The 22,996-nt window shown below is 63.7% G+C and carries 20 protein-coding genes; 4 read left to right on the top strand and 16 right to left on the bottom strand.

What is annotated here, in order from left to right; genetic code table 11:
• Positions 1 to 5: 5 nt before the first annotated feature.
• From P5W98_RS25340 to P5W98_RS25320, 5 genes are all read right to left on the bottom strand, one after another.
• Entirely contained in the window at positions 6 to 734 is a 729-nt protein-coding gene (locus P5W98_RS25340; protein WP_421027519.1) for an SDR family oxidoreductase, read from the bottom strand.
• Positions 735 to 759: 25 nt separating this feature from the next.
• On the bottom strand, positions 760 to 2,016 hold the full coding sequence (locus P5W98_RS25335; protein ID WP_421027518.1) for a sugar ABC transporter permease: 1,257 nt from the start codon (positions 2,014 to 2,016) through the stop codon (positions 760 to 762).
• Positions 2,017 to 2,027: 11 nt separating this feature from the next.
• Positions 2,028 to 2,852, bottom strand: a complete 825-nt coding sequence (locus tag P5W98_RS25330; protein ID WP_421027517.1) for an ATP-binding cassette domain-containing protein — start codon at positions 2,850 to 2,852, stop codon at positions 2,028 to 2,030.
• Between the two features lie 69 nt (positions 2,853 to 2,921).
• A complete protein-coding gene (locus tag P5W98_RS25325) occupies positions 2,922 to 3,980 on the bottom strand; it encodes an ABC transporter substrate-binding protein (RefSeq protein WP_421027516.1) in 1,059 nt (352 codons plus the stop codon).
• Between the two features lie 160 nt (positions 3,981 to 4,140).
• The gene (locus P5W98_RS25320; RefSeq protein ID WP_421028017.1) at positions 4,141 to 5,037 is read right to left on the bottom strand and encodes an AraC family transcriptional regulator; all 897 of its coding nucleotides are present in this window, start codon (positions 5,035 to 5,037) and stop codon (positions 4,141 to 4,143) included.
• A gap of 391 nt (positions 5,038 to 5,428) precedes the next feature.
• Between P5W98_RS25320 and parS the strand changes: the two genes are divergently transcribed.
• Both parS and P5W98_RS25310 read left to right on the top strand, forming a co-directional pair.
• Positions 5,429 to 5,947 carry a type II RES/Xre toxin-antitoxin system antitoxin gene (gene parS / locus P5W98_RS25315; RefSeq protein WP_421027515.1) on the top strand — a complete coding sequence of 173 codons (519 nt, stop codon included), beginning with the start codon at positions 5,429 to 5,431 and terminating at the stop codon, positions 5,945 to 5,947.
• Complete coding sequence (locus P5W98_RS25310) at positions 5,944 to 6,426, top strand: RES family NAD+ phosphorylase (RefSeq protein WP_421027514.1); 483 nt, start codon at positions 5,944 to 5,946, stop codon at positions 6,424 to 6,426. Before parS ends, P5W98_RS25310 begins: the two co-directional genes overlap by 4 nt.
• Before the next feature lie 198 nt (positions 6,427 to 6,624).
• Here P5W98_RS25310 and P5W98_RS25305 read toward each other — a convergent pair whose 3' ends face one another.
• The 5 genes from P5W98_RS25305 to P5W98_RS25285 form a co-directional block, all read right to left on the bottom strand.
• Positions 6,625 to 7,899 carry a haloacid dehalogenase-like hydrolase gene (locus tag P5W98_RS25305; protein ID WP_421027513.1) on the bottom strand — a complete coding sequence of 425 codons (1,275 nt, stop codon included), beginning with the start codon at positions 7,897 to 7,899 and terminating at the stop codon, positions 6,625 to 6,627.
• 141 nt (positions 7,900 to 8,040) lie between these two features.
• The gene (locus P5W98_RS25300; RefSeq protein ID WP_421027512.1) at positions 8,041 to 9,252 is read right to left on the bottom strand and encodes a PLP-dependent aminotransferase family protein; all 1,212 of its coding nucleotides are present in this window, start codon (positions 9,250 to 9,252) and stop codon (positions 8,041 to 8,043) included.
• A 105-nt stretch (positions 9,253 to 9,357) separates the two neighbouring features.
• On the bottom strand, positions 9,358 to 10,857 hold the full coding sequence (amaB, locus tag P5W98_RS25295; RefSeq protein WP_421027511.1) for an L-piperidine-6-carboxylate dehydrogenase: 1,500 nt from the start codon (positions 10,855 to 10,857) through the stop codon (positions 9,358 to 9,360).
• 82 nt (positions 10,858 to 10,939) lie between these two features.
• Positions 10,940 to 13,897, bottom strand: a complete 2,958-nt coding sequence (locus P5W98_RS25290) for an FAD-binding and (Fe-S)-binding domain-containing protein (protein ID WP_421028016.1) — start codon at positions 13,895 to 13,897, stop codon at positions 10,940 to 10,942.
• Between the two features lie 37 nt (positions 13,898 to 13,934).
• A complete protein-coding gene (locus P5W98_RS25285) occupies positions 13,935 to 14,981 on the bottom strand; it encodes a DUF1338 domain-containing protein (protein ID WP_421027510.1) in 1,047 nt (348 codons plus the stop codon).
• 146 nt (positions 14,982 to 15,127) lie between these two features.
• Between P5W98_RS25285 and P5W98_RS25280 the strand changes: the two genes are divergently transcribed.
• Positions 15,128 to 16,045 carry a LysR family transcriptional regulator gene (locus P5W98_RS25280; protein WP_421027509.1) on the top strand — a complete coding sequence of 306 codons (918 nt, stop codon included), beginning with the start codon at positions 15,128 to 15,130 and terminating at the stop codon, positions 16,043 to 16,045.
• A gap of 50 nt (positions 16,046 to 16,095) precedes the next feature.
• On the opposite strand, the gene P5W98_RS25275 is transcribed toward P5W98_RS25280, so the two are convergent.
• The 3 genes from P5W98_RS25275 to P5W98_RS25265 all read right to left on the bottom strand — a co-directional run bounded on the left by P5W98_RS25275 (position 16,096) and on the right by P5W98_RS25265 (position 19,959).
• Positions 16,096 to 17,364: an NAD(P)/FAD-dependent oxidoreductase gene (locus P5W98_RS25275; RefSeq protein WP_421027508.1), complete on the bottom strand. Its 1,269-nt coding sequence runs from the start codon at positions 17,362 to 17,364 to the stop codon at positions 16,096 to 16,098.
• Between the two features lie 102 nt (positions 17,365 to 17,466).
• Complete coding sequence (locus tag P5W98_RS25270) at positions 17,467 to 19,047, bottom strand: amino acid permease (protein WP_421027507.1); 1,581 nt, start codon at positions 19,045 to 19,047, stop codon at positions 17,467 to 17,469.
• A gap of 399 nt (positions 19,048 to 19,446) precedes the next feature.
• Entirely contained in the window at positions 19,447 to 19,959 is a 513-nt protein-coding gene (locus P5W98_RS25265; RefSeq protein ID WP_421027506.1) for a porin, read from the bottom strand.
• Positions 19,960 to 19,992: 33 nt separating this feature from the next.
• Between P5W98_RS25265 and P5W98_RS25260 the strand changes: the two genes are divergently transcribed.
• Positions 19,993 to 20,361: a LysR substrate-binding domain-containing protein gene (locus P5W98_RS25260; RefSeq protein ID WP_421027505.1), complete on the top strand. Its 369-nt coding sequence runs from the start codon at positions 19,993 to 19,995 to the stop codon at positions 20,359 to 20,361.
• 41 nt (positions 20,362 to 20,402) lie between these two features.
• On the opposite strand, the gene P5W98_RS25255 is transcribed toward P5W98_RS25260, so the two are convergent.
• The 3 genes from P5W98_RS25255 to P5W98_RS25245 are packed head-to-tail and all read right to left on the bottom strand — an operon-like array spanning position 20,403 to position 22,978.
• Positions 20,403 to 20,840, bottom strand: coding sequence for an Lrp/AsnC family transcriptional regulator (locus tag P5W98_RS25255; protein WP_421027504.1), 438 nt, complete (start codon positions 20,838 to 20,840; stop codon positions 20,403 to 20,405).
• Complete coding sequence (locus P5W98_RS25250) at positions 20,830 to 21,765, bottom strand: homocysteine S-methyltransferase family protein (RefSeq protein ID WP_421027503.1); 936 nt, start codon at positions 21,763 to 21,765, stop codon at positions 20,830 to 20,832. Before P5W98_RS25250 ends, P5W98_RS25255 begins: the two co-directional genes overlap by 11 nt.
• A gap of 43 nt (positions 21,766 to 21,808) precedes the next feature.
• Positions 21,809 to 22,978, bottom strand: coding sequence for a trans-sulfuration enzyme family protein (locus P5W98_RS25245; protein ID WP_421027502.1), 1,170 nt, complete (start codon positions 22,976 to 22,978; stop codon positions 21,809 to 21,811).
• Positions 22,979 to 22,996 lie beyond the last annotated feature (18 nt).

The following is a 22,996-nucleotide window of genomic DNA, read 5'->3' as shown; positions in this document are numbered from 1 at the left end:
GCCGCTCAGAGATCCACGCTGTTGGGCAGGATCACGAGATCGCGAATGGTCACGTTGCGCGGCCGCGTCAGCATGAAGACGACCGCATCGGCGACCTCCTTCGGCTGCATCAGACTGCCGGCGGCCAGGGCTTCCTCCATCTTGGCCTGCGGCCAGTCGTCGAGCAGCGCCGTGACGACCGGGCCGGGCGCGACCGCCCCCACCCGCACGCCATATTTGGCGACCTGGCGGCGCGTGGTGTGCACGAAGGCCTGCACGGCGAATTTGGACGCCGTATAGATCGGCTCCCACACGACCGGCACGATGCCCGCGATCGAGCTCGTGAACAGGATGTCGCCCGTGCGCTGGGCGACCATGTGCGGCAGCACCGCGTGAACGCTGCGAAACGCCGCGTTGATGTTCAGGTTCAGCATGCGATCCCATTCGTCGGGGTTGCCGCTCACCACCTCGCCGCCGATATAGGCGCCCGCATTCGCGTGAAAGATGTCGAGTCCGCCGCCTAGCTGAAGGATCTTCGGCAGCATGCCCGACACCTCGGCGCCCTGCAGCAGATCCACCTGCAAGGGCAGCGCATTCGGCCCCAGCTCCGCACAGCAGGCATCCAGCCGGTCCTTCGCGCGGTCGATCAACACGACCTTTGCGCCCTCCCCGACCAGTGCGCGGGCGCACTCGAAGCCGATACCCGACGCCGCTCCGGTAATGGCGGCCACTTTCCCCTTCATGGATTCAGACATGAACGACTCTCCAGGATGCATGGGATTACGCGCGGCCGTGCGTGACACGCGAGCGGCGCGCCAGCGAATCGACGATCACCGCAATGGCGAGCACCGCGCCGGTGATCATGAAACGCAGCGACGAAGACAGATTGAGGAGCGTGAGACCGCTTGCGATCGACTGGATCACGATGATCCCGAGCACCGCGGACCAGGCGCTGCCGCGCCCGCCGAACAGGCTGGTGCCGCCGATCACGGCCGCCGCGATGGCGTTGAGGTTGACGTCGCCGGTGCCGGCCTGCTGGCTCGCCGAGGCAAGGCGCGCCGCCGTGAGCACGCCGCCCAGCGCCGCCAGCGCCGCGCACAGCACGAAGGCGCTCGTATAGATGCGCCGCACATTGATGCCGGCGCGCCGCGCGGCTTCGCGATTGCCGCCCACGGCGTTCATCGAGCGCCCCCAGCGCGTGCGCGTGAGCGCGTAGTTCATCGCGACCGTCAGCCCGAGAAACACGCCGAACATCAGCGGCACGCCGCGCCCCTGGTCGAGATAGGACACCACGAGTTCGAGAAACAGCGTCATGAGCGCCGCACGCACGAGCAGGCCGCTCACCGACGGAGCCGAGAGACGGGCGGCGCGGCGGCGTTCACGCGTGCGCAGTCCGAGCACCACCATCGCAAGCCCCGGCAGCAACGCCAGCCCGTGCGAGACAACGGCAGGGATGATCATCAGTTGACCGAAATTCACCATGGTCGAGCCGTATGGCAAGTTGATCGAGCCATCCGAGCCGAGCACGTAGAGTTGCATGCCGAGTATCGCCAGCAGCCCGGCAAGCGTCGACACGAAACTCGGCATGCCCAGGCGGTTCAGCAGCAGCGCGTAGAGCGCGCCGATCACGCCGCCGACGACGATCGCGGCGGCAATGGTCAGCCACACCGGCCAGCCCTCGTTCACCCACAACAGTCCCAGCAGCGCCGAAGCGAAACCGCTCATCGACCCCACCGAAAGATCGATTTCGCCGACCAGCAGCACACAGACAATGCCAAGCGAAATGACGCCGACCGTGGAGCAATCGAACAGCAGATTCACGAGGTTGTTGGCGGACAGAAAAACCGGGTTCAGGCTCGTGAACACCGTCCAGATGATGATGAGGCCGACGATGACCGGCAGCGACCCGAGGTCGCCCGAGCGGATCCGGTCGACGAAAGCGGAGAGGCTTTCTCCCACGCCGCTCGCATGCTTGACACGCACATCGCTGCGGTCGAGCAGCGGGGGCGGCGTGGCGCCCTGTGTTTCCTTGCTCATGATCGTTCCTTTCATTGCGCGTCGTGCCTGGCGTTCTGCTCGGCTGCCCGCCGTCCGGCGCGGCGCGACACCGCGTTTTCGGTGGCGCCCGTAATGGCGGCGACCAGCTCCGCATTCGAGGAATCGGGATAGAACACGCCGTTGTTGCGGCCGAGCCGCAATACGACGATGCGGTCCGCCACGGCGCGCACGTCCTCCATGTTGTGGCTGATCATGATGACCGCGTGGCCGCGCTCGCGCACGCGCTCGATCAGGTTCAGCACCTCGGCCGTCTGGGCCACGCCGAGCGCCGCCGTGGGCTCGTCGAGCATGATCAGCTTCGGGTCCAGCAACAGCGAACGCGCGATCGCCACCGTCTGGCGCTGGCCGCCGGAGAGCGAGGCCACCACGTCGCGCACATCGGGAATGCGCGCCGACAGTTCGTTGAGCAGCGTCCACGCGCGCACTTCCATCTGCACTTCGTCGAGGCGCATCGGACTCAGCTCGCGGCCAAGAAAAATGTTGGCGACGACATCGAGGTTCTCGCACAGCGCGAGGTCCTGAAACACCGTCGCAATGCCGAGGTCGAGCGCCGTGGCCGGATCGGTCAGCGTGACCGGCTGGCCGCGGAACGTGATCGTGCCCGCGCTCGGTTGATGGACGCCGGCCAGCACCTTCACGAGCGTCGATTTGCCGGCGCCGTTGTCGCCCACGAGGGCCACCACTTCGCCTGCGTGGACGTCGAGTTCGATGTCCGTGAGCGCGGAGACCGCGCCGAAGTGCTTCGAGATGCCGCGCAGACTCAGCACGAGTTCGCCCCGCGCGGCACCGGAATTCTCGATCATGGACTCAGTCATGAACTTGCCTGCTCTCTGTAAAGCCCGGGGGACGGCTGCCACCGCGCCCCCATCGGTCTGCATCGCTAATCAATTCGCGATGCCAAGCTTCTTGCAGCCGTCTGCGTAGCGCCCGGCGCACAACTCCTTCGCGCTCGTAAAGCCCTTGTCGACCACCTCGGCCTTGAGGTTCTTCGCGGTGATGACGGCCGGCTTGAAGAGCTGCGACGGCGTGTTGAAGAGCGTCGTTTCGCCCTTGGGCTTCTCGCCAGAAAGGAAGCCCACGGCGACCTTGGCCGCGGCAGCCGCGACGATCTCGCTCGGCTTGAGGATCGTGTTGTACTGGTCACCCGCCACGATCAGCTGCAGGCCAGCGAGCGTCGCGTCATTGCCGGTCACGGGCGGCACCGGATTGACGCCGGCCGCCTTGAACGCGGCGATGGTGCCGCCCGCCGTGCCGTCGTTGGCGGCGACCACGCCGACGATCTGCGAGCCGAAACGCGTGATCTGCCCGCTCACCCATTGCTGGGCCTTGGGCGGCGCCCATTCCGGCGTGTCGTATTCGGACAGCGTCTTGTAGCCGCCGCCTTCCAGCCCTTCGTGTATGCCCTTCCTGATCAGGCCCGCCGCCGCATCGGTGGGCGAGCCGTTGACTTCGAGCACGCCGCCCTTGCCGCCCGCCACGCCCACGTCTTTCAGGTGCTGCACGAGCGATTGCGCAATCGATTTGCCGATCTCCTCGTTGTCGAACGAGACGTAATAGTCCGCGGGCGTAGACGGCACCGGCCGATCGTAGGCAATCACCTTGATCCCCTGGCTTTGCGCCATATGCACCAGCGAAGCCGCCGCCGTCGAGTCGACCGGATCGAGCACGATCACCTTCGCGCCCTGCGCGATCACCGAATTGAACTGTTGCTGCTGGGTCGAGGCATCGGCATTCGCGTTCTGGTACAGCACCTTGCAGCCGGCGCAGAGCTTCGCCATTTCCGCCTTGAAGCCGGGGAAATCATGCTGCTCGTAGCGCGTCGACGCGTGGTCGGGCATCAGGAACGCCACCGTGCCGCTGGGCGCGGCGAAGGACGCGGTCGCACTGGTCAGCGCCAGGCCAGACAGTGCGGCGCCGATCAGATGGGTCGAGAGTCGGGTCATTGCTTGTCTCCATGATTTGACATATGCCGGCGCAGCGCCGGTGGACCACCGGTAAAGCTTTTCCACGCCGGGCGCGCGGGCCCGGCGGGACGGTGCGAATGAGACGCCAAACCTGCACGAAACCTGCGCCGTCACGGCGCCGCGCGCATGCAGCCGGTCATCAGGCGGCGCTGGCGACGCTCGCCACGCTGGCGACGTTCAGGCGCTGCCACGAGCGCCAGCGCGACGGCGACATCCCTTTGATCAGCAAAAACTGCCGGTTGAAATTCGAGAGATTGTTGAAGCCGACCCGATAGCAGATATCGGTGATGCTCAACTCGTCGGACAGCAGCAGCTGGCACGCGAGATCGATGCGCAACTGGTTCACGTACTGCACGAACGGCACGCCGGTGTGCCGGCGGAAATAGCGCGAGAAAGCGCTGACACTCTGCCCCGCGAGCGCGGCCAGATCGGTCTCGCGCAGTTCCTGCGAGAGGTTCTTGCCGATGAACGTCAGGACGTGATTGATGCGCGAACCGGCATAGCGCGCCGGATCGGCGCGATACGCGGCGCTCGCGAGCTTTTGCGGCTCGGCACTGCGCAGCAGCTGTTCGAACAGCGCAATGAACAGCATGACGCGGCGCAGCCCTTGCGCGCCAACCATCTCGCGCAGGATCGGCTCGACGGCGGCCCCGGTCTCCGGCGCAAACAGCAGGCCGCCGCGCGATGCGTCGAGCAGCGGCTCCACGCGCCGGAATTCCGGAAACGCATCGAAGGTGCGCGTCACGAACGCGGTATCGAACTGCAGGACGAGGCAACGTTCGTCGACGCACTCGCCTTGCGGCACGCTGCTGACCCAGTTATGCGGCAGGTTCGGTCCGACCATCACGAGGTTGCCCGGCGCGAAGTTGCCGATGTGATCGCCGACGAAGTACTTGCCCGTCGTAGCCGTGACGAGGTGGATCTCGTACTCGGGATGGAAATGCCAGCGCACCGTGCGCCAGGGATAGCCATGCGCCCAAACCTTGAACGACTCGGCGGCCGGAACCGCGACCAGTTCCAGGTCGGGCTGGCCCATCCTGGGCTGGTCGATCCGCGCGTGGCCCGCATCCCGGTGTGTCATCGCATCCTGCCTGGATAGCATGTGTCTTCCTCCTGCGGCGATCCGTTCTTTGTTGTGTGGCTCAGGAAATCGACGAGCGACCGCCATGCCTGAAAATTACCCGGCCCCATGCCGATCGGCTACTAAAAATAAGACGCCAGACCGATACTTTTTTGCATAAGGGAAACCCCGTAGCGGCGCCGATGTCAATTTTTGTGCAACGCAGCGGTGGCGCGTCACGGGAGGCCGTGGACACCCGCGCCGCTCACAGCCGGCATAGTGGCTTCTCAAATGAGAGTTCCTTGACCTCCGTTCAAGAGAATTCTAAAATGGGAGCAATACCGTTCCCATTTGGGAGAACCACCTTATGGCCCTGAATCAACCCTCTGGCCGCCCGGCGGCCACGCGGCCGGCCGCACGCCCGGCTGCGACCCATGCCCGCAAGTCGCTGGTCGCCTCGGGCCGCGCCGGCGCCCGCCATGACGATATCGAAACGTTCCTCGTCCGATTCGATCCGCTCGAGCAGCGCCGGCAGATCCGCGAAGGGATGGAAGCGGCCATCATCGAGCGCGTGGCGAAGAACCTGCTGCACGTGCCGGTCCAGACGCTGCTCGCGCATCTCAATCTGCCGAGTTCGACAATCCTGCGCAAAATGGCGCGCGAGGAGCGCCTGTCGCCCGCCGAGTCGGATCGCGTCGCACGCGTGCTGTACGTGCGTCAACTCGCGATGGAAGTGTTTGAGGATGCGGCGCTGGCCGCCGAGTGGATGCAGCGATCGAACGCCGAACTGGGCGGGCTCTGCCCGCTCGAAGTGCTCGACTCGCAGCCCGGCTACGACCGCGTGCGCGAAATTCTGCTGCGCGTCATCCACGGCGTGTCTGCATGAGGCTTTACCGCCTCGCGAAAGAAAGGCGCGGCTATTACCGTGCCGACGACCTGAGCGGCAATGGCGCGGCGCTCGCCGGCGGCCGCTGGAACCCGCGAGGCATGCGGGTGCTCTATACCTGCTGCCATGCCTCGACCGCACTGCTCGAGGCGCTGGTGCACATGGCGGGCTTGTTGCCGGCCAGCGGCTATTTCCTGGTGACGCTGGAGGTGCCGGACCCGGTCTACGCCAACGCGTTCGTGCCCCGGCTGCCGGAAGGCTGGGCGGACCTGACGCACGAACCCGCGCAAACAAGAGCGCTGGGCCGGCAATGGCTCGAAGCGGGCGAGCAACTGGGGATGCGAGTGCCGTCGGTCGTTTGTCCAAGCGATTTCAATCTGCTGCTGAACCCGATGCATCCGGAAATGGAAAGCGTCAAGGTCATCAGCACCGAACCCTTTACGCTGGATCCACGCCTGTTCGGCCGGACGACGCGATGAATCCGATGTCGACGGCCCGCGCATCGACGCGGCCGTCCGAGGCGCCCCGCCGATCACGCTTGCTCACGGACGCTCAAGCCCCCCGCTGATTCAACCGCGCGCGCGTAATCGCCTCGATCTGATTGAGCGCGTAGTCGACCTCGAACGCCGTATCGCGGCAGTCTGCCCCTCTTCATAACCGGGGCAGACTGCCATGCATCACGCCAGCAGCTTCCGTTCCGTCTTCCCGTACTTCACCGACTTCTCATCCGGAATCATCAGCCCGGTGCGCTCGTCGCGGCCCTGCAAAATGAAGCGCGCGTCGGGGTTGCCGATCTGCTCGGCCGCGAGCTTGCTGTCCGCGCCAATCTCGCCCTTCTTCATCCGGTTCACGATCACGCCGACCGCGGTGTCCTTGAAGTCGCGCAGCATCCACGCGTCGCCGTCGCTGTCGCCGAATACGAGCAGCGGGCCATAGCCCTTCTTCGACTGCAGTTCGCCGCGAATGCCCGCGGTTTTTCCCGGACCGTAGTTGAAGTACCAGCCGCGCTTGTAATCGCTCGTGTATTTGCCGTCCTGCATCTCCAGACGCATGCCGATCACATTCTCCGGCGGCACGCCGTAACCGTAGTTCGGATGACCGGCGAATACGCGCACGATGTCGTCGAGCGAAGCGGTGCTCACATACACCTCTATTCCGTTCGCGCGCAGCGTATGCATCACCGCACGAATTTCCTCATGAATGCGCAGGCCGTGAAAATGCTTGTCCGACACGACACCGGCCTTGCCTGGCAGCGTCTTCGGGCTTTCATACGCAACCTTGCGCAGCGCGTCGCCGATCCCGTGATCGTTCGACGCGGCCGCCATCGCCTGCACCTCGGCAGGCGTCATGTTCCTGTAGAAGTAGATGATCCACTTGTAGCCGACTTCGAGCGGATGCGTATCGCAGATCGCGTCGTACATGAAGTACAGCTTCGCGCGGAAATCCTTGAACTGATCGGTTTCCTGGATCGCTTCGAGGCTCTGGTCGCCCGCGAGGCCCTTATAGTTCGCATGCAGCCAGCGGTAATCGGATTCGACGTCGGCGGCGAGGTCCTCCATCGTCACCGGCTTGCCGTCCACCGTCGTATAGTCCTTCATGAACGGACCCTTCGGCACGTCCTTCCACATCACCTGGACGAATTCATCCGGCGTCAATTTGTACTGCAGATGATTGATCTGGTACATCAGCAACGCTTCTTCGCAGTCGTTCATGATGCACGTATTGTCCCAATCGAACACCGCGTATGGACGACGATTCGGGTTGTATTGCCTGCTTCTCACGCCGTGCTGGTCGAGCACCGACTGCAGGCGCGCCGCGTTCAGCGGCGACCAGCGGGCCGGATCTAGCGCGTCGGCCGTCGGCTTCCCGGCTTCAGCCGCGCCTGCCCGGGTGCCAAGCGCACCGGCCGCGGTGGCGACGGCAATGGTGTTCAGAAACTTGCGGCGTTGCATAGTCTCTCTCCGTGAGTATGACGGCTCCGCGCTGGACGAGTGCGCGTGCACACGAAAATATGACGGAAATATGACAACACCTTATCGCCGTGCGACACCAAGCTGTCTGCTAACGACATTATGCGAATGCGCTAGAACCCACTATGACGGCCTTCTTGCTCTCTGCACCGCGTCATGAGCCCGCTTCATTCGACGCGCGCCTTCCCTGATCGCCTCCATGCCTGGCGCGGCAAACGAAAGCCGCAACGAGGCGCGATCCGCCGCATCGGCAAAGAAGGCCTTGCCGGGTACGAAAATAACCTTCTGCGCAATCGCCTGCTCCAGCAGGTCCGATGCGTCAATGCCCGGCAAGCGGGCCCACACGAACATGCCGCCGTCGGGTTGTTGAAACTCGATGGCGTCGCCGAGTTCCTCGCGCAGCGCCGCGCACAACTCGTGGCATTTCACGCCGTATGCCGCCGTTATTTTCGGCAGATGAGGTTCGAGCGCGCCGGCCGCGAGGTATTCGGCCGCCACCGCCTGAGTCCAGGGTGAGCTGCAAAGATCGACCGTCTGTTTGGCAATCACGCAACGCCTCACGATTTCTCGCGGGCCCACCATCCAGCCCACGCGCAACCCCGGCGCGACGATCTTGGAGAGGCTCGCGAAATGCACGACCCAGTCGCGCGCGCCGTCGATGTGCTCCGCTTCGGCGAGCAGCGAACGCAGCGGCGCGCCAGCAAAGCGCAGATCGCCATAGGGATCGTCCTCGACCACCACGAAGCGGTACTTGACTGCCAGCGCGAGCAACGCGCGCCGCCGTTCGGCCGACAGTGTCGCGCCGGTGGGGTTCGCAAAGGTCGGCACCGTGTACAGCAGCTTCGGTTTGCCGCACGCGCCCGACTCCAGCAGCGCCGCGAGCTTCTCCACCTGTATCCCCTGCGCATCGATCGGAACCGTCACGATCTTCGCGCGCTGCAACCGGAACGCCTGCAAGGTCGCGGGATACGCAGGCTCTTCGGTGAGCACCACGTCGCCGGGTTCGACCAGCACGCGCAGCAGCAAATCGAGCCCCTGTTGCGAGCCGGTGGTCGCCATCACTTCGTCGGCTTCGCATACTGCGCCGCGCCGGCCCATCAGCGCCACGATTTCACGCTTGAGCGCCGGCAGCCCGTCGGTAGGCCCGTATTGGAGGCACTGAACCGCCGGGTCGTAAGCGCGCTGCGCCGCGAGCCGCAAGCCTTCCACATCGAACAAATCGCTGGCCGGGTAGCCGCCCGCGAACGAAATCATGCCGGGCTCCCCGAGGTATTTGAAGAGCTCGCGAATCGGCGAGCCGGAGGGCTGCTGGAACGGAGAAGTGAACTCGTACATGGCGTCGTTCGGGAAAGGTGAAGAAGCGGTGAATGAATGGGAGCGGCGGCACTCCGCCGTCCGGCGAAAACAGCCAGACGGCGTAACCACCGGTTAAAAGCGGTTTCAGTCGATGTTGAAATCGATGCCTTGCGCGAGCGGCAACGCCGACGAATAGTTCACGGTATTGGTCGCTCGGCGCATGTAGCCCTTCCACGCATCGGAGCCCGATTCGCGCCCGCCGCCCGTTTCCTTTTCGCCGCCGAATGCACTGCCGATCTCGGCGCCACTCGGCCCGATGTTCACGTTCGCAATACCGCAATCGCTGCCGCTGGCCGAGAGGAAACGCTCGCTTTCGCGCATGTCCATCGTAAACACGCACGACGAGAGACCATGATGCGCAGCGTTGTTGGCCTCGATGGCCGCGTCGAAATCGCTGTACTTGAGCACGTAGAGGATCGGCGCAAAAGTTTCCGTCAGCACGATCTCCGTTTGCGACGGCATCTCGACAATCGCGGGATGCACGTAGAAGCCCTCCTCGTTGCCGCTCACGACGTGGCGCTCGCCGCCGTGCACCTTGCCGCCTTCGGCCCTGGCCTGCGCGAGCGCCGCCTGCATGCGGCCGAACGACTGCTCGTCGATGAGCGGGCCCATCAGCGTGCCCTGCTCCAGCGGATTGCCAATGGCCACCTTGCCGTAAAGCGTCTTGAGGCGCTCAACCGTCTTGTCGTAGACGCTCTCATGCACGAACAGCCGGCGCAGCGTCGTGCAGCGCTGGCCCGCGGTACCGACCGCCGAGAAGAGAATGCCGCGTAGCGCCAGTTCGAGGTTCGCCGTATTCGAAACGATACCGGCGTTGTTGCCGCCGAGTTCGAGAATCGAGCGGCCGAAGCGGCGCGCCACTTCGATGCCGACGGCACGGCCCATTTCGGTGCTGCCGGTCGCGCTGACGATGTTCGAGCGCGGATCGGCCACGAGCTTTTCACCAACTTCGCGTCGACCGTTGATCAGAATCGTCAACCCCTCGGGCGCGTCGCCGAACTCTTCGAGGGCTTCCTGGAGAATGCGCTCGACCGCGAGCGCGGTGAGCGGCGTCTTTTCGGAAGGCTTCCAGATCACCGCATTGCCGCAAATGAGCGCGAGTGCGGCATTCCACGACCACACGGCCGCCGGGAAATTGAATGCGGAGATAACCGTGCAAACACCCATCGGATGCCACGTTTCCGCCATGCGATGGCCGGGACGCTCCGAAGCGATGGTCAGGCCGTAAAGCTGCCGCGAGAGACCCACCGCGAAATCGCAGATGTCGATCATTTCCTGGACTTCGCCCAGGCCTTCCTGAAGAATCTTCCCGGTTTCGAGCGTGATCATGCCGCCGAGCGCCTGTTTCTTCTCGCGCAGCTTGTTGCCGAGAATGCGCACGAGTTCGCCGCGGCGCGGCGCCGGTACGTTGCGCCACGTTTTGAACGCGGCCTGTGCCTTGTCGAGCAAGGCATCCACGTTGGCGAGCGGCTCGCTCGGAACGCGACCGATCAATGCCCCGTCGATCGGCGAGTGAACGGCGATATCGCCCGTCTCCACCAGATGTGCAATGCCCAGATCCTTGAGAAGATTCGATGCTTTCATGCTAAGACCTCTAGATAATTCCAATTCGGAAAATCGACGACGGGACCGGATGCCCGGAAAATTCGATAACGCTCAAATCGCTTCAAGCCGTTGCCTCGACGCGTTCGGGTGCGTGCCCAGGTGCGTGCTCGGGCACGCGCGCGTGCAGCCCCTGCTGCGCGCCAGCGAGCGATCGCAACGCCAGCTCTGCGATATGCAGCGTGTGCCGCCCAGCGCCTTGCGCGATCTGCTCGCGGCAACTGAAGCCATTCGTCACGACCAGGGTCTCGCGTGGCGCCTGCCGCACGAGCGGCAAGAGCTTGTCCTCGCCGATCCTCATCGACAGCTCGTAGTGGTCGGCGTTGAAGCCGAACGAGCCGGCCATGCCGCAACAGCCGGTGTCGAGAAGCGTCCAGCGCACCCCCAGTTTGTTCAACAAGGCGGTTTCGCCCTTCATGCCGAACAGCGACTTTTGATGACAATGCCCATGCACCATCACATCGGCGTCGAGCGACGGCCATTCGAATGGCGCCTTTGCGACGAAATCGGAGAACAGGAAGCTTTGCTCCGAGAGCCGCCGCGCAATCTCGTTGGTCGGGAGCTGCTTCAGCAACTCGTCCTTGAACACCGACAGGCAACCCGGTTCGAGCCCGATCACGGGCACACCGCTGCGGATTTCGTCTGCGAGCTCTTCGACAATGCCGGTCAGCAGCGCGCGCGCCTCATCCAGCAGGCCGTAATCGTAGAGCGGCCGGCCACAGCAAAGCCGCTTGCGGGGCAGCACGACCTCATAGCCGACGCGCTCGAGCACCTCCATCGCAGCCATCGCGACCTGCGGCGAGAAATGATCGTTGAAGGTGTCGACCCAAAGGATCACCTTCTGGCGAGCCCCATTCGAACCGGCGCCGGATGCCGTGCGCTTCCTGTCGCTCAGCGCCCTGAACGACTTCGGCGCGAAAGCGGGAAGCTCGCGCTCCGCTGCCACGCCCGCGATCCATTTGCCGAGGCGGGCCAGCGGCGGCGCAGACATCGCGAAGTTTGCAAGGCGCGGGAGACGGCTCGCCCAGGGCGCCCATTGTCCGATGCGCCCCATGAACATCGCTTGCCTCGGCCGACGATTATTTTCATAGTAGTGCGACAGGAACTCCGCCTTGTACGAAGCCATGTCGGTATGCGTGGGGCAATCGGACTTGCACCCCTTGCAAGCGAGGCATGCGTCGAGCGCCCCTTTGACTTCCTTGCTGTTCCAGCCGTCCGTAATCACCTCTCCCTGGAGCATTTCCCAGAAGAGATGCGCGCGGCCGCGTGTCGAGAAGCGCTCTTCCCGGGTGGCGCGAAAGCTCGGGCACATGGTGCCGCCATCGAGCGAGCGGCACTTGCCCATGCCGATGCAACGCTCGACCGCACGCTGCATGCCGTCGCCTTCCGGGCTTTCGAAGGTCAGCTTCGTCGTCAGCGTGACGGGCTTGTACGACGGCCCCATGCGCAGGTTCTCGTCGGCACGATAGGCGTTGACGACCTTGCCGGGGTTCAGGCGATTCGCCGGGTCCCAGATCGCCTTGAACTCCTCCATTGCCTGCATGATCTCGGGACCATACATGATCGGCAGGAACTCTGCCTTGGCCTGGCCGTCGCCATGTTCGCCCGAGAGCGAGCCGCCGAAATCCACGACCAGCTGCGCGGCTTCGCGAAGGAATCCTCTCCATTTGACGACGCCTTCGGCCGTGCGGATATCGAAGGTGATGCGCGCGTGCACGCAGCCGTCGCCGAAATGGCCGTACAGGCAGGTTTCATAGCCGTAGCGATCCACCAGCGCCTGGAAGTTGCGCAGGTAGTCGCCAAGCCGCTCCGGATCGACGGCGGCATCTTCCCAGCCCACCATCGGATCGGGCTTGCTGGGATCGATCGAGAGCGAAACGGCAGAAGCACCCGTTTCGCGAATCGACCAGATCCTCTGCTGCTGCGCCTTCTCCGCAACGACATAGCCACTCACGTCCGGGCCCGCCTCGCCCGCCAGGAAATAGCGCTCCGCGGCTTTTGCCTGACGCGTCGCGTCCTCCATCGAGTCGGCTCCGAACTCGAGCACGACCCACGCGTCGCCGGGCGGCAGCAGCGCAATTTCCTCGCTCTTGAGGCCGCGCGCCTGCAGGCCGCGCACGATGCCGCGATCGAGCCCTTCGATGGCGATCGGATTGAAGCGCGTGAAGTGCGGCACGGCGTCGGCCGCGACATAGATGTCCTTGAAGCCGAGCAACAGCAGCACGCGGCATGCGGGGCTATGCACGAGCCGAACCTTCGCTTGCAGCGTGATCGCGCACGTGCCTTCGGTTCCCACGAGCGCACGCGCAACGTTGAAGCCGTTCTCAGGCAGCAACTGGTCCAGATTGAAGCCCGACACGCGGCGCTTGATTTGCGGGAACTCGTTGCGAATATAGTTTGCGTAGCGGTCGCGCAATGCGCGCAGGCGCCGATAGATTTCGCCGCGACGGCCGCCCCCGGCGATGATCGCGTTCAGTTCGCTTTCGCTCGTCGGCCCGACCCAGAAGCGCGCGCCGTCGTACGTCAGGACCTCCAGGGCCTCCACGTTCTCCGCCGTCTTGCCCGCCATGACCGAATGCGCGCCGCATGAGTTATTCGCAATCATGCCGCCGAGCGTGCAGCGGCTATGCGTCGCCGGGTCCGGCGCGAACGTCAAGCCGTGCTCCTCGGCAGCATCGCGAAGCGAGTCGCAGATCACGCCGGGCTCCACGATCGCCGTTCTGGCGACCGGATCCACGGCAACGACCCGGTTGACGTATTTGCTGGCGTCCGCCACCACCGCCACGTTCACGCACTGGCCGTTTTGCGACGTGCCGCCGCCACGCGTCAGGAACGGAACGTCATGGCGCTTGCAAACCGCCACTGCGGCGACAAGGTCTTCCACGTCGGCGGGAACAACCACGCCGAGCGGAATTTGCCGATAGTTCGAAGCATCCGAAGCGTAGAGCGCCTTCGACCCGGCGTCGAAGCGGACCTCGCCGCGCAGCGAGCGGCGCAGATCGGCTTGAACGCCTTGCAGCATGTCTTCGCTGGCCAGAAACGGAGTGGCGGCTTTCAATTTACGTCCCGGTGTTGGCGGTGTTCGCGGTGTTGGCGGTCATCTTGAAGATGCCGGTGGCATTGCCGGCGTCGAAGCGCAGATCGGTCTCCCACTGGCGCGTGGCCTGATTAAAGGTGCGCTTGCGCGTGATGAACTCATAGAACGAGCCCGGCACCTCGCGCTTCACTGTGCCGCCATCGCTCTGGCGTAGATCGCGCAGGACGATATCGGCGCGATACGCCGTCTGGAACACGCGGCCCGAGCGCGAGCGCTCGACATCGGGCTTCATCGGCCGGCCCTTCGCCTTCTCGTCGTCGGAAAGCTTGAACACATCGGCAACACGATCGGTCGCATGGTTGAACGCATTGCCCTCCGTCGAGATCCACGCCATTTCGGCCGATTCGCGCAACAGGGTTTCGTAGTCGTCGACGCTCGGCGCATCGTGCTGACGCGCAAATGCGCCGACGATCACGGGCAGCAGTTCCTGCGCTGTTTCGAGCGGCAAATGGCCGTCGCGCGCGAGCTCGAAAAGCTGCGAGCACGCGAGCGGCGTGAGCGGATCGCGCGACGAGCTCAGCACGTTGGACACGGCCTGCTGAAATTCCGGCGAGAAGCGCTCCGGATGCAGTTCGCTGACGAAGAACTGTGCGATCTCGTCGGGCGCGTCCTCGTGAACATAGGCGCGCCCCGTCATGCCGAGCTTGTCCAGCGGGTAGCGGCCATTGAGCTTGAAGCCGAGCGGCAGCAGGATGCGCGTGAATGCGGCCTCGCCGGGCGGCAGCGCGCCGCTCTGCGCCCAGCGCACCGTGCGCAGCGCGCCATGGTCGAAATACACCGAACCACCCTGAGCAATCGCGTCGTTGGTGTAATTGCGGCCGTTGGGTGATCGCTCGAGCAAATCCTCGAACAGCGCCATATTCATCGCTTGCGCCAGTTCGGCACGCGTGACGATGCCGTCTTCCCATTCCTGCAGCAGTGCAGGGATGTTCAGCGTTGCGAAGAGACGCCCGGTCTTTTCCGCGCCGAGCAAATTGTGCAGCAGCCTTTCAACATTCGAATTTCTCATTGCCATCTCCCAGATCACAGAAAATCGGGCGTGGGATTTATTCATTCCCCGCAGTACGCCTCGCAGTGCATCTATAAATTATTCAAAACGCCGCGCCCGCCGTAAAGTGACATAAAATTAGCAGTCGATGAGTTTTTGGAACTAACATGCGTAAATTCCGGATCCCCAACATGAGCGCGCTGATCGCCTTCGAGGCGGCCGCGCGGCATGAAAGTTTCACTCAGGCCGCCAAGGAGCTCTTTCTCACGGAAAGCGCCGTGTCCCGGCAAATCGCCACGCTCGAATCGGGCCTCGGCGTGCGCCTGTTCGTGCGCGCCAAGCAGCGCGTGGTCCTGACCCGCGCGGGCAAGCTCTACGGCATGCAGGTGCGCCGCTCGCTGGAAAATCTCGACAAGGACACCCTCTCGATCATCGTGCACGGCAGCGGCGGCGGTTACCTCGAACTCGCGGTTTTGCCGACCTTCGCTTCAGAGTGGTTAATTCCGCGCATGAAAGACTTCAACGACCGCACGCCCGACGTGCGGATCAACATGGGCGTGCGAACAGACACGTTTTCGTTCGACGAATCGCATTTCGAAGCCGCGATTCACTATGGGAAACCCACGTGGCCCGGCACGACGTCCGACTATCTGTTCGGCGAAGAAGTGGTGCCTATCTGCTCGCCGGGCCTGCTGAAGAAGCCGATCAGGAAAGCGCATGAACTGCTTGCGTACCCGCTGCTCCACTCGACCACCCGGCCTCACGGGTGGTCGCAATGGTTTGCCTCGCAGGGGGTCGAAGACAACGCCACGATGCAGGGCGTTCGATATGAACTGCATACGATGCTCACCGCAGGCACGGCGGCAGGGCTGGGCATCGCACTCGTGCCCCGGTTCCTCGTGGAAGGGCAGCTCAAGCACCTGGGCCTCGTGATTCCGTTCGAATCACCCGCGGCTCAGAATGCGGGTTCGGATGCCGCCTACTATCTCGTCTATCCAACGGAGCTCAGCCACGGCAAACCGCTCGAGGCGTTTCGCGCGTGGCTGCTGGAACAGGCCGGGGCATACGCCGGCATCGAGCGCTAGCGCACCCAGCCGGCTGACGGCTTCGTGCAGGAACAGAGCGTTTGGCGCGCTCAGCGCCGGTATGAGGCGAGCGCGTCGCGCGCCTGAAATGCGGTGTAGGTGAGCTGCGCGGCCGCGAGCCCGGCAAGGCCGAACGTGCGTGTCAGGCCAAACGCGGCGAAACCGTCCGGCACCGCCTGGCCCAGCGCCAGCGCATCGGCGAGCGTTTCGCCGGCGACCGTGGTGGGCGCCATGCCGTGCCCGCCGAAGGCGATCGCGTGCCAGACGCCGTCGCCGTCACGGCCGATTTGCGGCATCTTGTGCCGCGCATAGCTCATCAGCCCGCCCCATGCATACTCGACCTTCACGTCCGCCAGTTGCGGATACACGCGTATGAGGTCGCGCCTGAGCAGCCGCGCAATGGCCTCCGGACCGCGATCGAGCACGGAGATGCGGCCGCCCCACAAAATTCGGGCGTCCTTGAGCGGACGGTAGTAGTCGAATGCGAAGCGCGTGTCATAGACCGCATAGGGCGCGTCGATCGCTTCGGGAAGCCGCGCACCGAGCGGCTCGGTGGCGATCACGTAGGTCGCGATCGGCAGGACCGCACGCTCGATCCGCCGCACGACGCCGCGCGCATAGCCACCGCACGCGAAAACCACGTCCTTGGCCGACACCGTGCCTTTCGGTGTGCGCACAACGAACCCTGCACCGACTCGCTCAATCGAGCGTGCCGGCGATTGCTCGAAAATGCGCGCGCCGCCTTGCACCGCTGCATTCGCGACGCCGAGCACATACTTGAGCGGATGAAAATGAAAAGCGTTGGGCTCGAAGAGTCCACCGTGATAGCGCTCGGTCTTCAGCCGCGCACGCAATGCATCCTTCGCCACCGGTTCCCATTCGACGCCGAAATCGCGCTTCATCAGCGAGCGCAATGCGTCCAGCTTCGGCTGATCGTCGAACCAGTTCGCGAGCATGACGCCGCGATCCACGAGATCGCAATCGATGCCGTAACGCGCGATGCGCGCACGAATCAGGTCCACGGCGTCGATCGTGAGGCCGTACAGATGGCGCGCCTTGCCCGGGCCCAGCGTGCCGAGCAGGTCGCCATTGTCGAGACTGTAGCCGCCGAACACGAAGCCGCCGTTGCGGCCCGACGCGCCAAAACCGACACGCTCGCCATCGAGCACGACGATGTCGCGCACACCGCGCTCGACGAGCCCGAGCGCCGTGTTCAGGCCCGCGAGACCGCCGCCGATGATGCAGACCTGTGCATCGAGCTTGCCGCTCAGTTGCGGGTAAGGCTCGCGAGTGACAGTGGATTCGTAGAAGTTTTGCATGCGATTGGACTTCGAAATAACGGAAAAGCGGATGCGAGGCCGCGCCACAACGCAGCACGGCCTCGCATCGGTATAGCAACGCGCCGGCGCAGCGGCGCCAGATCACGCGTCCGGCGCGACCCTCGCGTGGACACGCTCGTAACCCGAATGGCGCTCGCGCGACGCGTTTTCAAGTTGACTCTTCGCGTAGCGCTCGACCCACGGTGCGATATCCATGTCTTCGTAGCGGACAAGGCGGCATTTGCGCACGATCGAGTAGCCAAACCATATCGCGAAGAAGAGCGGCAAGCCGATATAGGTTGCTGCCACCCCGGCCCAGTCGACCTTGTCGGCAAGCAACGCCTGATAGTCCTGACCGACCGTCACGACCGAGCACAGCACGGCGGCAAGGATCGGGCCGAATGGAAAGAGCTTGGCCCGGTAAGGCAGCTGCTCGAGGCGGTAGCCCTGCTTCAGGAAGCCCTTGCGAAACCGGTAGTGGCTGATCGCGATGCCGAGCCACGTGATGAAGCCCGCCATGCCGGACAGATTCAGCAGCCACAGATACATGGTCTGGTCGCCGTAGAGCGACGTGAGAAAGCAGAGCGCGCCCACGGCCGTCGTCGCATACAGCGCATTGAGCGGCACCCCGCCCTTCGAGACCTTTGCAAACAGCTTGGGTGCACGGCCTTCGACCGCAAGATTGTAGAGCATCCGGGTTGACGCATACATGCCGGAATTGCCCGCCGAGAGCACCGCGGTCAGGATGACCGCATTCATCACGCCCGCCGCGAACGCAAGGCCCGCGTGACGGAACACCAGCGTAAACGGACTCACGCCGATATCGGTCACATCGCTTTTCAGGAGGCTCGGATCGGTATAGGGAATGATCATGCCAATCACGAAAATCGCCAGCACGTAGAAAAGCAGAATGCGCCAGAAGATCTGTTTCACCGCGCGCGGAATCGTCTCGCCCGGATTTTCCGCCTCGCCCGCCGCCACGCCGATCATTTCGGTGCCCTGGAACGAGAATCCCGCGATCATCGCTACGCCGAGCATCGAAACCCAGCCGCCGACGAACGGAGCGTCCTTGATCGAGAAGTTTTCGAAGCCGTTGGTGGGGCCGCCCTTCATGATGCCGAAGATCATCAGGACGCCCACGGCGATGAAGCCAATCACCGTCACGACCTTGATCAACGCGAACCAGTATTCGGCCTCGCCGAAACCACGCACCGACAACGCGTTGAGCGCGAAGATCAGCGTGAGAAATAGCGCGCTCCACCAGACGCCCGGCACCTTGGGAAACCAGTAGTGCATCACGAGCTGCGCGGCCACCAGCTCGACGGCAATCGTCACCGCCCAGCTATACCAATAGTTCCAGCCGATCGCGAAGCCGAAGCCTTCGTCGACGAATTTCGCGCCGTACGCCGCGAACGATCCCGACACGGGCATGAAGGCAGCCATCTCGCCCAGGCTCGTCATCAGGAAATAAACCATCAAGCCGATCACCATGTACGCGAGCATCGCGCCCCCGGGACCCGCCTGCGAAATGGATGCGCCCGTGGCAACAAACAGGCCCGTGCCGATGGACCCGCCAATTGCGATCATGCGCAAATGGCGTGCTTGCAGCCCGCGATGAAGCACGGGTTGCTTTGATCGTGAACCGGATGGACTCGAGGAAGGTTTGTCGGGTTGTGAACGCATGACGGGCGCTGTCTCCTTTTTTGTCTCTGACGACAACGCAGGTCTGGTTCTGCTGCCACTTTCTCGCGACATGGACGCACTGAACCGGCCGACTTGCCTGTCGCCATCATCGTGGTGCCGGCCGCGCACGGAACACCCGCAGCCGGGAAAACGCCGGCTGTGGGTGCCACACATCTCGACGCCGGCAAAGTGTATTGATTAACGAGACAGAACGCCAAACGACATTTCCGAACTAATTAATGCATCTTTGTCATCAACTCATGCCGAGCCGATGAGTTCGACGCGCTGATCAGAACCGTGTGCGAATGCCGGCGCCCGCGGTATACCCGCTCGACAGCTTCGAAACATGGTCGTACAGATAGCCGACGGTAAACATCGGTCCGCTTGGAGAACGGGTAATCAAAGCTCAGCGTTGCGGTTTGTCTTGGCTGCGTCGTCTCCGGCCTGATTGCCGAGCGCGTACATCGCATGCGTGCTCAAGCCGCTGAAGTCCGGCGTTGCATACTGAATCGCATTGCTCCATGACGTGCCGCCCGGAATGCCCTGATTGATGCGATAACCCGGGTAAGTGCCCAAAGCGGAATAAAGCTGATTGACGGTGGGTGAAAAGATAAACGAGGCATAGAACGGATTGAATTGCGCGGACTGCAAATACAGCAAGCTGCCTTGCCGCCCGAGCGTCAACGCGCCGTAAGGCGACCCAATGCCCACGTACGCGTTGCGGGAGAACATAGGGTCGCCATTGAACGAGCCCGACTGGCCCGTTTGCGGACGGAAGAAGCCCTCGATGACGAACATGGCCTTGTAGCCGCCGCCCAGGTCCTCCTGGCCGCGAAAGCCCCAGAACGAAGTCCCATCCCAAGCGGCGAGGCCGATCTCGGGCTCGGCTTCAACCTGCCGCCATCGGCGCAACTCGAAAGCCTCTGGGAAATGGACACGAGCAGCATGGAGTCCATTCCGCTGGCTTACTGCACTTCGTATCCGCTGAAATTCGCCGACCGCTCGATGCAGATGCACGGCATCGTGGCCGATACGTTCTTGGAAGCGGGGCTCAGCGTCGAGCCGGCCTTCCGCACCAATTCGATCGAGACCATGAAGCGCTTCGCCGCCGCGAGCGAGGGCATTGCCTTTCTCAGCAAGTTCGACATTGCCGACGAATACCGCCAGGACGTGCTCACGTACCGGCAGATTCGCGACCGCGCCTTCAGCCGCAACGTGCTCTCGCTCGTGCGCCGCGAAAAGCACGGGCGCGGCCTCGCAAGCTTGCTGCTCGCCGAGGAAATCATGAACGTGCTGGGCGCGGTGAGCGGCTGAAAGCGTTGCTGAAATGCCGCCGGTCGATTGAAGCACGGTGGCTAGCGCTTGTGTATCACCGAATCGAGCACGAAACAGGTCGTCATGTTCTGCACGCCGTCCATGGCGCTAATCGTCGCCCAGATTTCGGTGACGCGGTCGTGGCTGGTGGCCTCGATTTGCACGAGCAAATCGACCTCCCCGCTGAGTACCGCGCAATCTCGCACCTCGGAGATTCGCTCGAGCGCCGCGAGCACATTCGCGCCGCGCATCCGGTCTTTTCGATAGACGAGCATCACGGCGCGTACCGGCGCCACGTCATCCGGCAACGCGAGCCGCACCGTATATCCCGCGATAATTTTCAAAGCCTCCAACCGGTCAACGCGGTGTCGAACAGCCTGTCTCGACAGGCCTATTCGGTCGGCGAGTACAGCGAGTGGAATCCGGGCATCTGCGCACAACGCATCGATGATCTTCTGGTCGATGCCGTCAATTTTCATTGCCCGCCCCGATGTCCCCGGCTTTGCGCGCCTCTACCGCATCACGCAGCGCCATGATGTGGCCGGGCCCGATCCCGCAACATCCGCCAACGATCTGCGCGCCGAGCGCAATCCACTGCTCCGCCCATTTCAGATAGCCGGGAGGGTCGAGATCGCCACGCAATTCGTCAAGCTCAGCGTTGGCCTGTGCATCGTCGCGCTGCGGCGGAAACGCGTTGGCGTAGATGCCGATCGGCAAACACGCGCCCGCGCGTTCGAGTAACGAATGGACAGCGGCCACGGCTGCCCCCATCACTTCGGGTTGGCTGCAGTTGAACAGCACTGCGGCCGCCCGCGCCGACAACGCCGCATCGACTGCCTCGTCTAACGTTTGTCCGGACCGCAGCACAGGCTGCGCGCTTTCATCGATTTGATCACGCAACGTGAACGACACCCACAGCGGCTTCGAATGCTCGCCGAGCGCACGCCGCACCGCACCAATCTCGCTGGTCAGGCTTTGGGTCTCAGCAAGCCACAGGTCGACGTAGGGTTCGAGTCCGCGAACCAGTGTCGCGAGGATCGTATCGGCACGTCGAGCGTCGAACAGGTCCGGCCTGTATGAGCCGCCGGTCGGCGGTAGCGACCCGGCTACGCGCACGGGCCGAGAGGCTCGCCCGGCAGACTGTCGTGCGAGTCGCCCGGCGAGCGCCGCGAGCGTGGCGCCATCGCGGCGAAACCGGTCTGCCCCAATATGAAACGGGACGATCGCATAGCTGTTCGCGGTGATGACGTCGGCGCCCGCCGCAATAAATGCGTCATGGGCAAGCCCAACGTAGTGCGGCGCTTCCATCAATGCGAGCGCCGACCATTCCGGCTGCCTGAATGGCGCGCCCATCCGGGCGAGTTCGCGCCCCATACCGCCGTCAAGTATCGTGATACGGTTCACTGTCCAAGTCCCCTTTTCCCCGGCGCTTGCGCCGGCTGGAAGTTCAGATGCGTTCAAGGGCTTGCGCGACGTCCGCCTTCAGGTCGTCGATGTGCTCGATGCCTACCGCGTAGCGAATGAAGTTCATCGGTATATCCGCCGTACGCATCTGCTCCGCGGACATCGTGCCGGCCCACATCGCCGCCGTATGGATCGCGAGCGAATCGACGCCGCCGAGATTGCCCGCGTTCAGTGGCACACGCAGCGCCTCGATAAAGCGTTGCGCGTCGTCGTAGCCTCCCCGCACGCCGAACGCGACTACGCCGCCAAAGCCGCGCATCTGCCGGCGTGCGAGCGCATGTTGCGGATGGCTGGGCAAGCCCGGGTAGAACACGCGTTCGATCTTCGGATGGGCCTCGAGAAATTCGGCGAGCGCCAGTGCGTTCGCGTTGATCCGCTCGATGCGCAAGGGCAATGTGCGCAGGCCACGCAGCAGCAACCACGCGTCCATTGGCGATAGAACCGAACCGAGCGTGATGTGCGTATGCCAGATCTGCTCGGCAAGCACGCGGCTTGTGCAGATTACCCCGCCGGTAAGATCGTGATGTCCGCCCAGATACTTGGTCGCGCTGTGCACAACGATGTCGACGCCGAGCCGGTGGGGCTGCTGGTTGACCGGCGATGCGAACGTGTTGTCAGCGAGCGTGAGAATGCCGCGCGCCCGCGCAATCTCGGTCACCGCGGAGATGTCGGTCACGAGCAGCAACGGATTGACCGGGGACTCGATAACGATCAGCCGCGTGTTCGGACGGATAGCCCGGTCAAACGCCGCAGCATCCGTCTGGTCGACAAACGTCACTTCGACGCCGAATTTGCGCAACATGTCGTCGAGCATCTTGGTTGTGCTCATGTAGTGACGGATCTGACCGATAACGTGGTCGCCCGCCTTCACGACGCTGAGGATCGCCGTCGCAATCGCGCCCATCCCTGAGGCCGTGACAAGCGCGGTCTCGGTGCCCTCGAGTTCGGCCATGACTACCTTGACGCGCTCGTGAACTGGATTGCCGTAGCGGGTGTAATTGCGCGGATGCTGAGGAATGCTCGACATCTCGGTGAACTCCTCACCCCCCGCCGCCTTGAATACCGCGGAATAGTGGATGGCCGGCGCAACGGTCTTTTCGTCGGTCACGTCGCGGTCAGCCGCGAGCGCCAACGTTTCAAGCTTGTATCCCATGTTTTCCTCGGAATGATC

Origin of the sequence: Paraburkholderia sp. A1BS-2L (genome assembly GCF_051125205.1) — a bacterium.
Classification (GTDB): domain Bacteria; phylum Pseudomonadota; class Gammaproteobacteria; order Burkholderiales; family Burkholderiaceae; genus Paraburkholderia.
This window is presented reverse-complemented; position numbering and strand designations above follow the sequence as displayed.

Excerpts from the sequence above, each read along its gene's own strand:
- P5W98_RS25310 (WP_421027514.1), top strand. The coding sequence starts at position 5,944 with ATGAGGCTTTACCGCCTCGCGAAAGAAAGGCGCGGCTATTACCGTGCC.
- P5W98_RS25260 (WP_421027505.1), top strand. The coding sequence starts at position 19,993 with ATGGAGTCCATTCCGCTGGCTTACTGCACTTCGTATCCGCTGAAATTC.
- P5W98_RS25270 (WP_421027507.1), bottom strand. The coding sequence starts at position 19,047 with ATGCGTTCACAACCCGACAAACCTTCCTCGAGTCCATCCGGTTCACGA.
- P5W98_RS25245 (WP_421027502.1), bottom strand. The coding sequence starts at position 22,978 with ATGGGATACAAGCTTGAAACGTTGGCGCTCGCGGCTGACCGCGACGTG.
- P5W98_RS25285 (WP_421027510.1), bottom strand. The coding sequence starts at position 14,981 with ATGAGAAATTCGAATGTTGAAAGGCTGCTGCACAATTTGCTCGGCGCG.
- P5W98_RS25320 (WP_421028017.1), bottom strand. The coding sequence starts at position 5,037 with ATGGGCCAGCCCGACCTGGAACTGGTCGCGGTTCCGGCCGCCGAGTCG.
- P5W98_RS25330 (WP_421027517.1), bottom strand. The coding sequence starts at position 2,852 with ATGACTGAGTCCATGATCGAGAATTCCGGTGCCGCGCGGGGCGAACTC.
- P5W98_RS25255 (WP_421027504.1), bottom strand. The coding sequence starts at position 20,840 with ATGAAAATTGACGGCATCGACCAGAAGATCATCGATGCGTTGTGCGCA.
- P5W98_RS25290 (WP_421028016.1), bottom strand. The coding sequence starts at position 13,897 with ATGCTGCAAGGCGTTCAAGCCGATCTGCGCCGCTCGCTGCGCGGCGAG.
- parS (WP_421027515.1), top strand. The coding sequence starts at position 5,429 with ATGGCCCTGAATCAACCCTCTGGCCGCCCGGCGGCCACGCGGCCGGCC.
- P5W98_RS25300 (WP_421027512.1), bottom strand. The coding sequence starts at position 9,252 with ATGTACGAGTTCACTTCTCCGTTCCAGCAGCCCTCCGGCTCGCCGATT.
- P5W98_RS25340 (WP_421027519.1), bottom strand. The coding sequence starts at position 734 with ATGTCTGAATCCATGAAGGGGAAAGTGGCCGCCATTACCGGAGCGGCG.
- P5W98_RS25325 (WP_421027516.1), bottom strand. The coding sequence starts at position 3,980 with ATGACCCGACTCTCGACCCATCTGATCGGCGCCGCACTGTCTGGCCTG.
- P5W98_RS25280 (WP_421027509.1), top strand. The coding sequence starts at position 15,128 with ATGCGTAAATTCCGGATCCCCAACATGAGCGCGCTGATCGCCTTCGAG.
- P5W98_RS25275 (WP_421027508.1), bottom strand. The coding sequence starts at position 17,364 with ATGCAAAACTTCTACGAATCCACTGTCACTCGCGAGCCTTACCCGCAA.
- P5W98_RS25335 (WP_421027518.1), bottom strand. The coding sequence starts at position 2,016 with ATGAGCAAGGAAACACAGGGCGCCACGCCGCCCCCGCTGCTCGACCGC.
- P5W98_RS25305 (WP_421027513.1), bottom strand. The coding sequence starts at position 7,899 with ATGCAACGCCGCAAGTTTCTGAACACCATTGCCGTCGCCACCGCGGCC.
- amaB (WP_421027511.1), bottom strand. The coding sequence starts at position 10,857 with ATGAAAGCATCGAATCTTCTCAAGGATCTGGGCATTGCACATCTGGTG.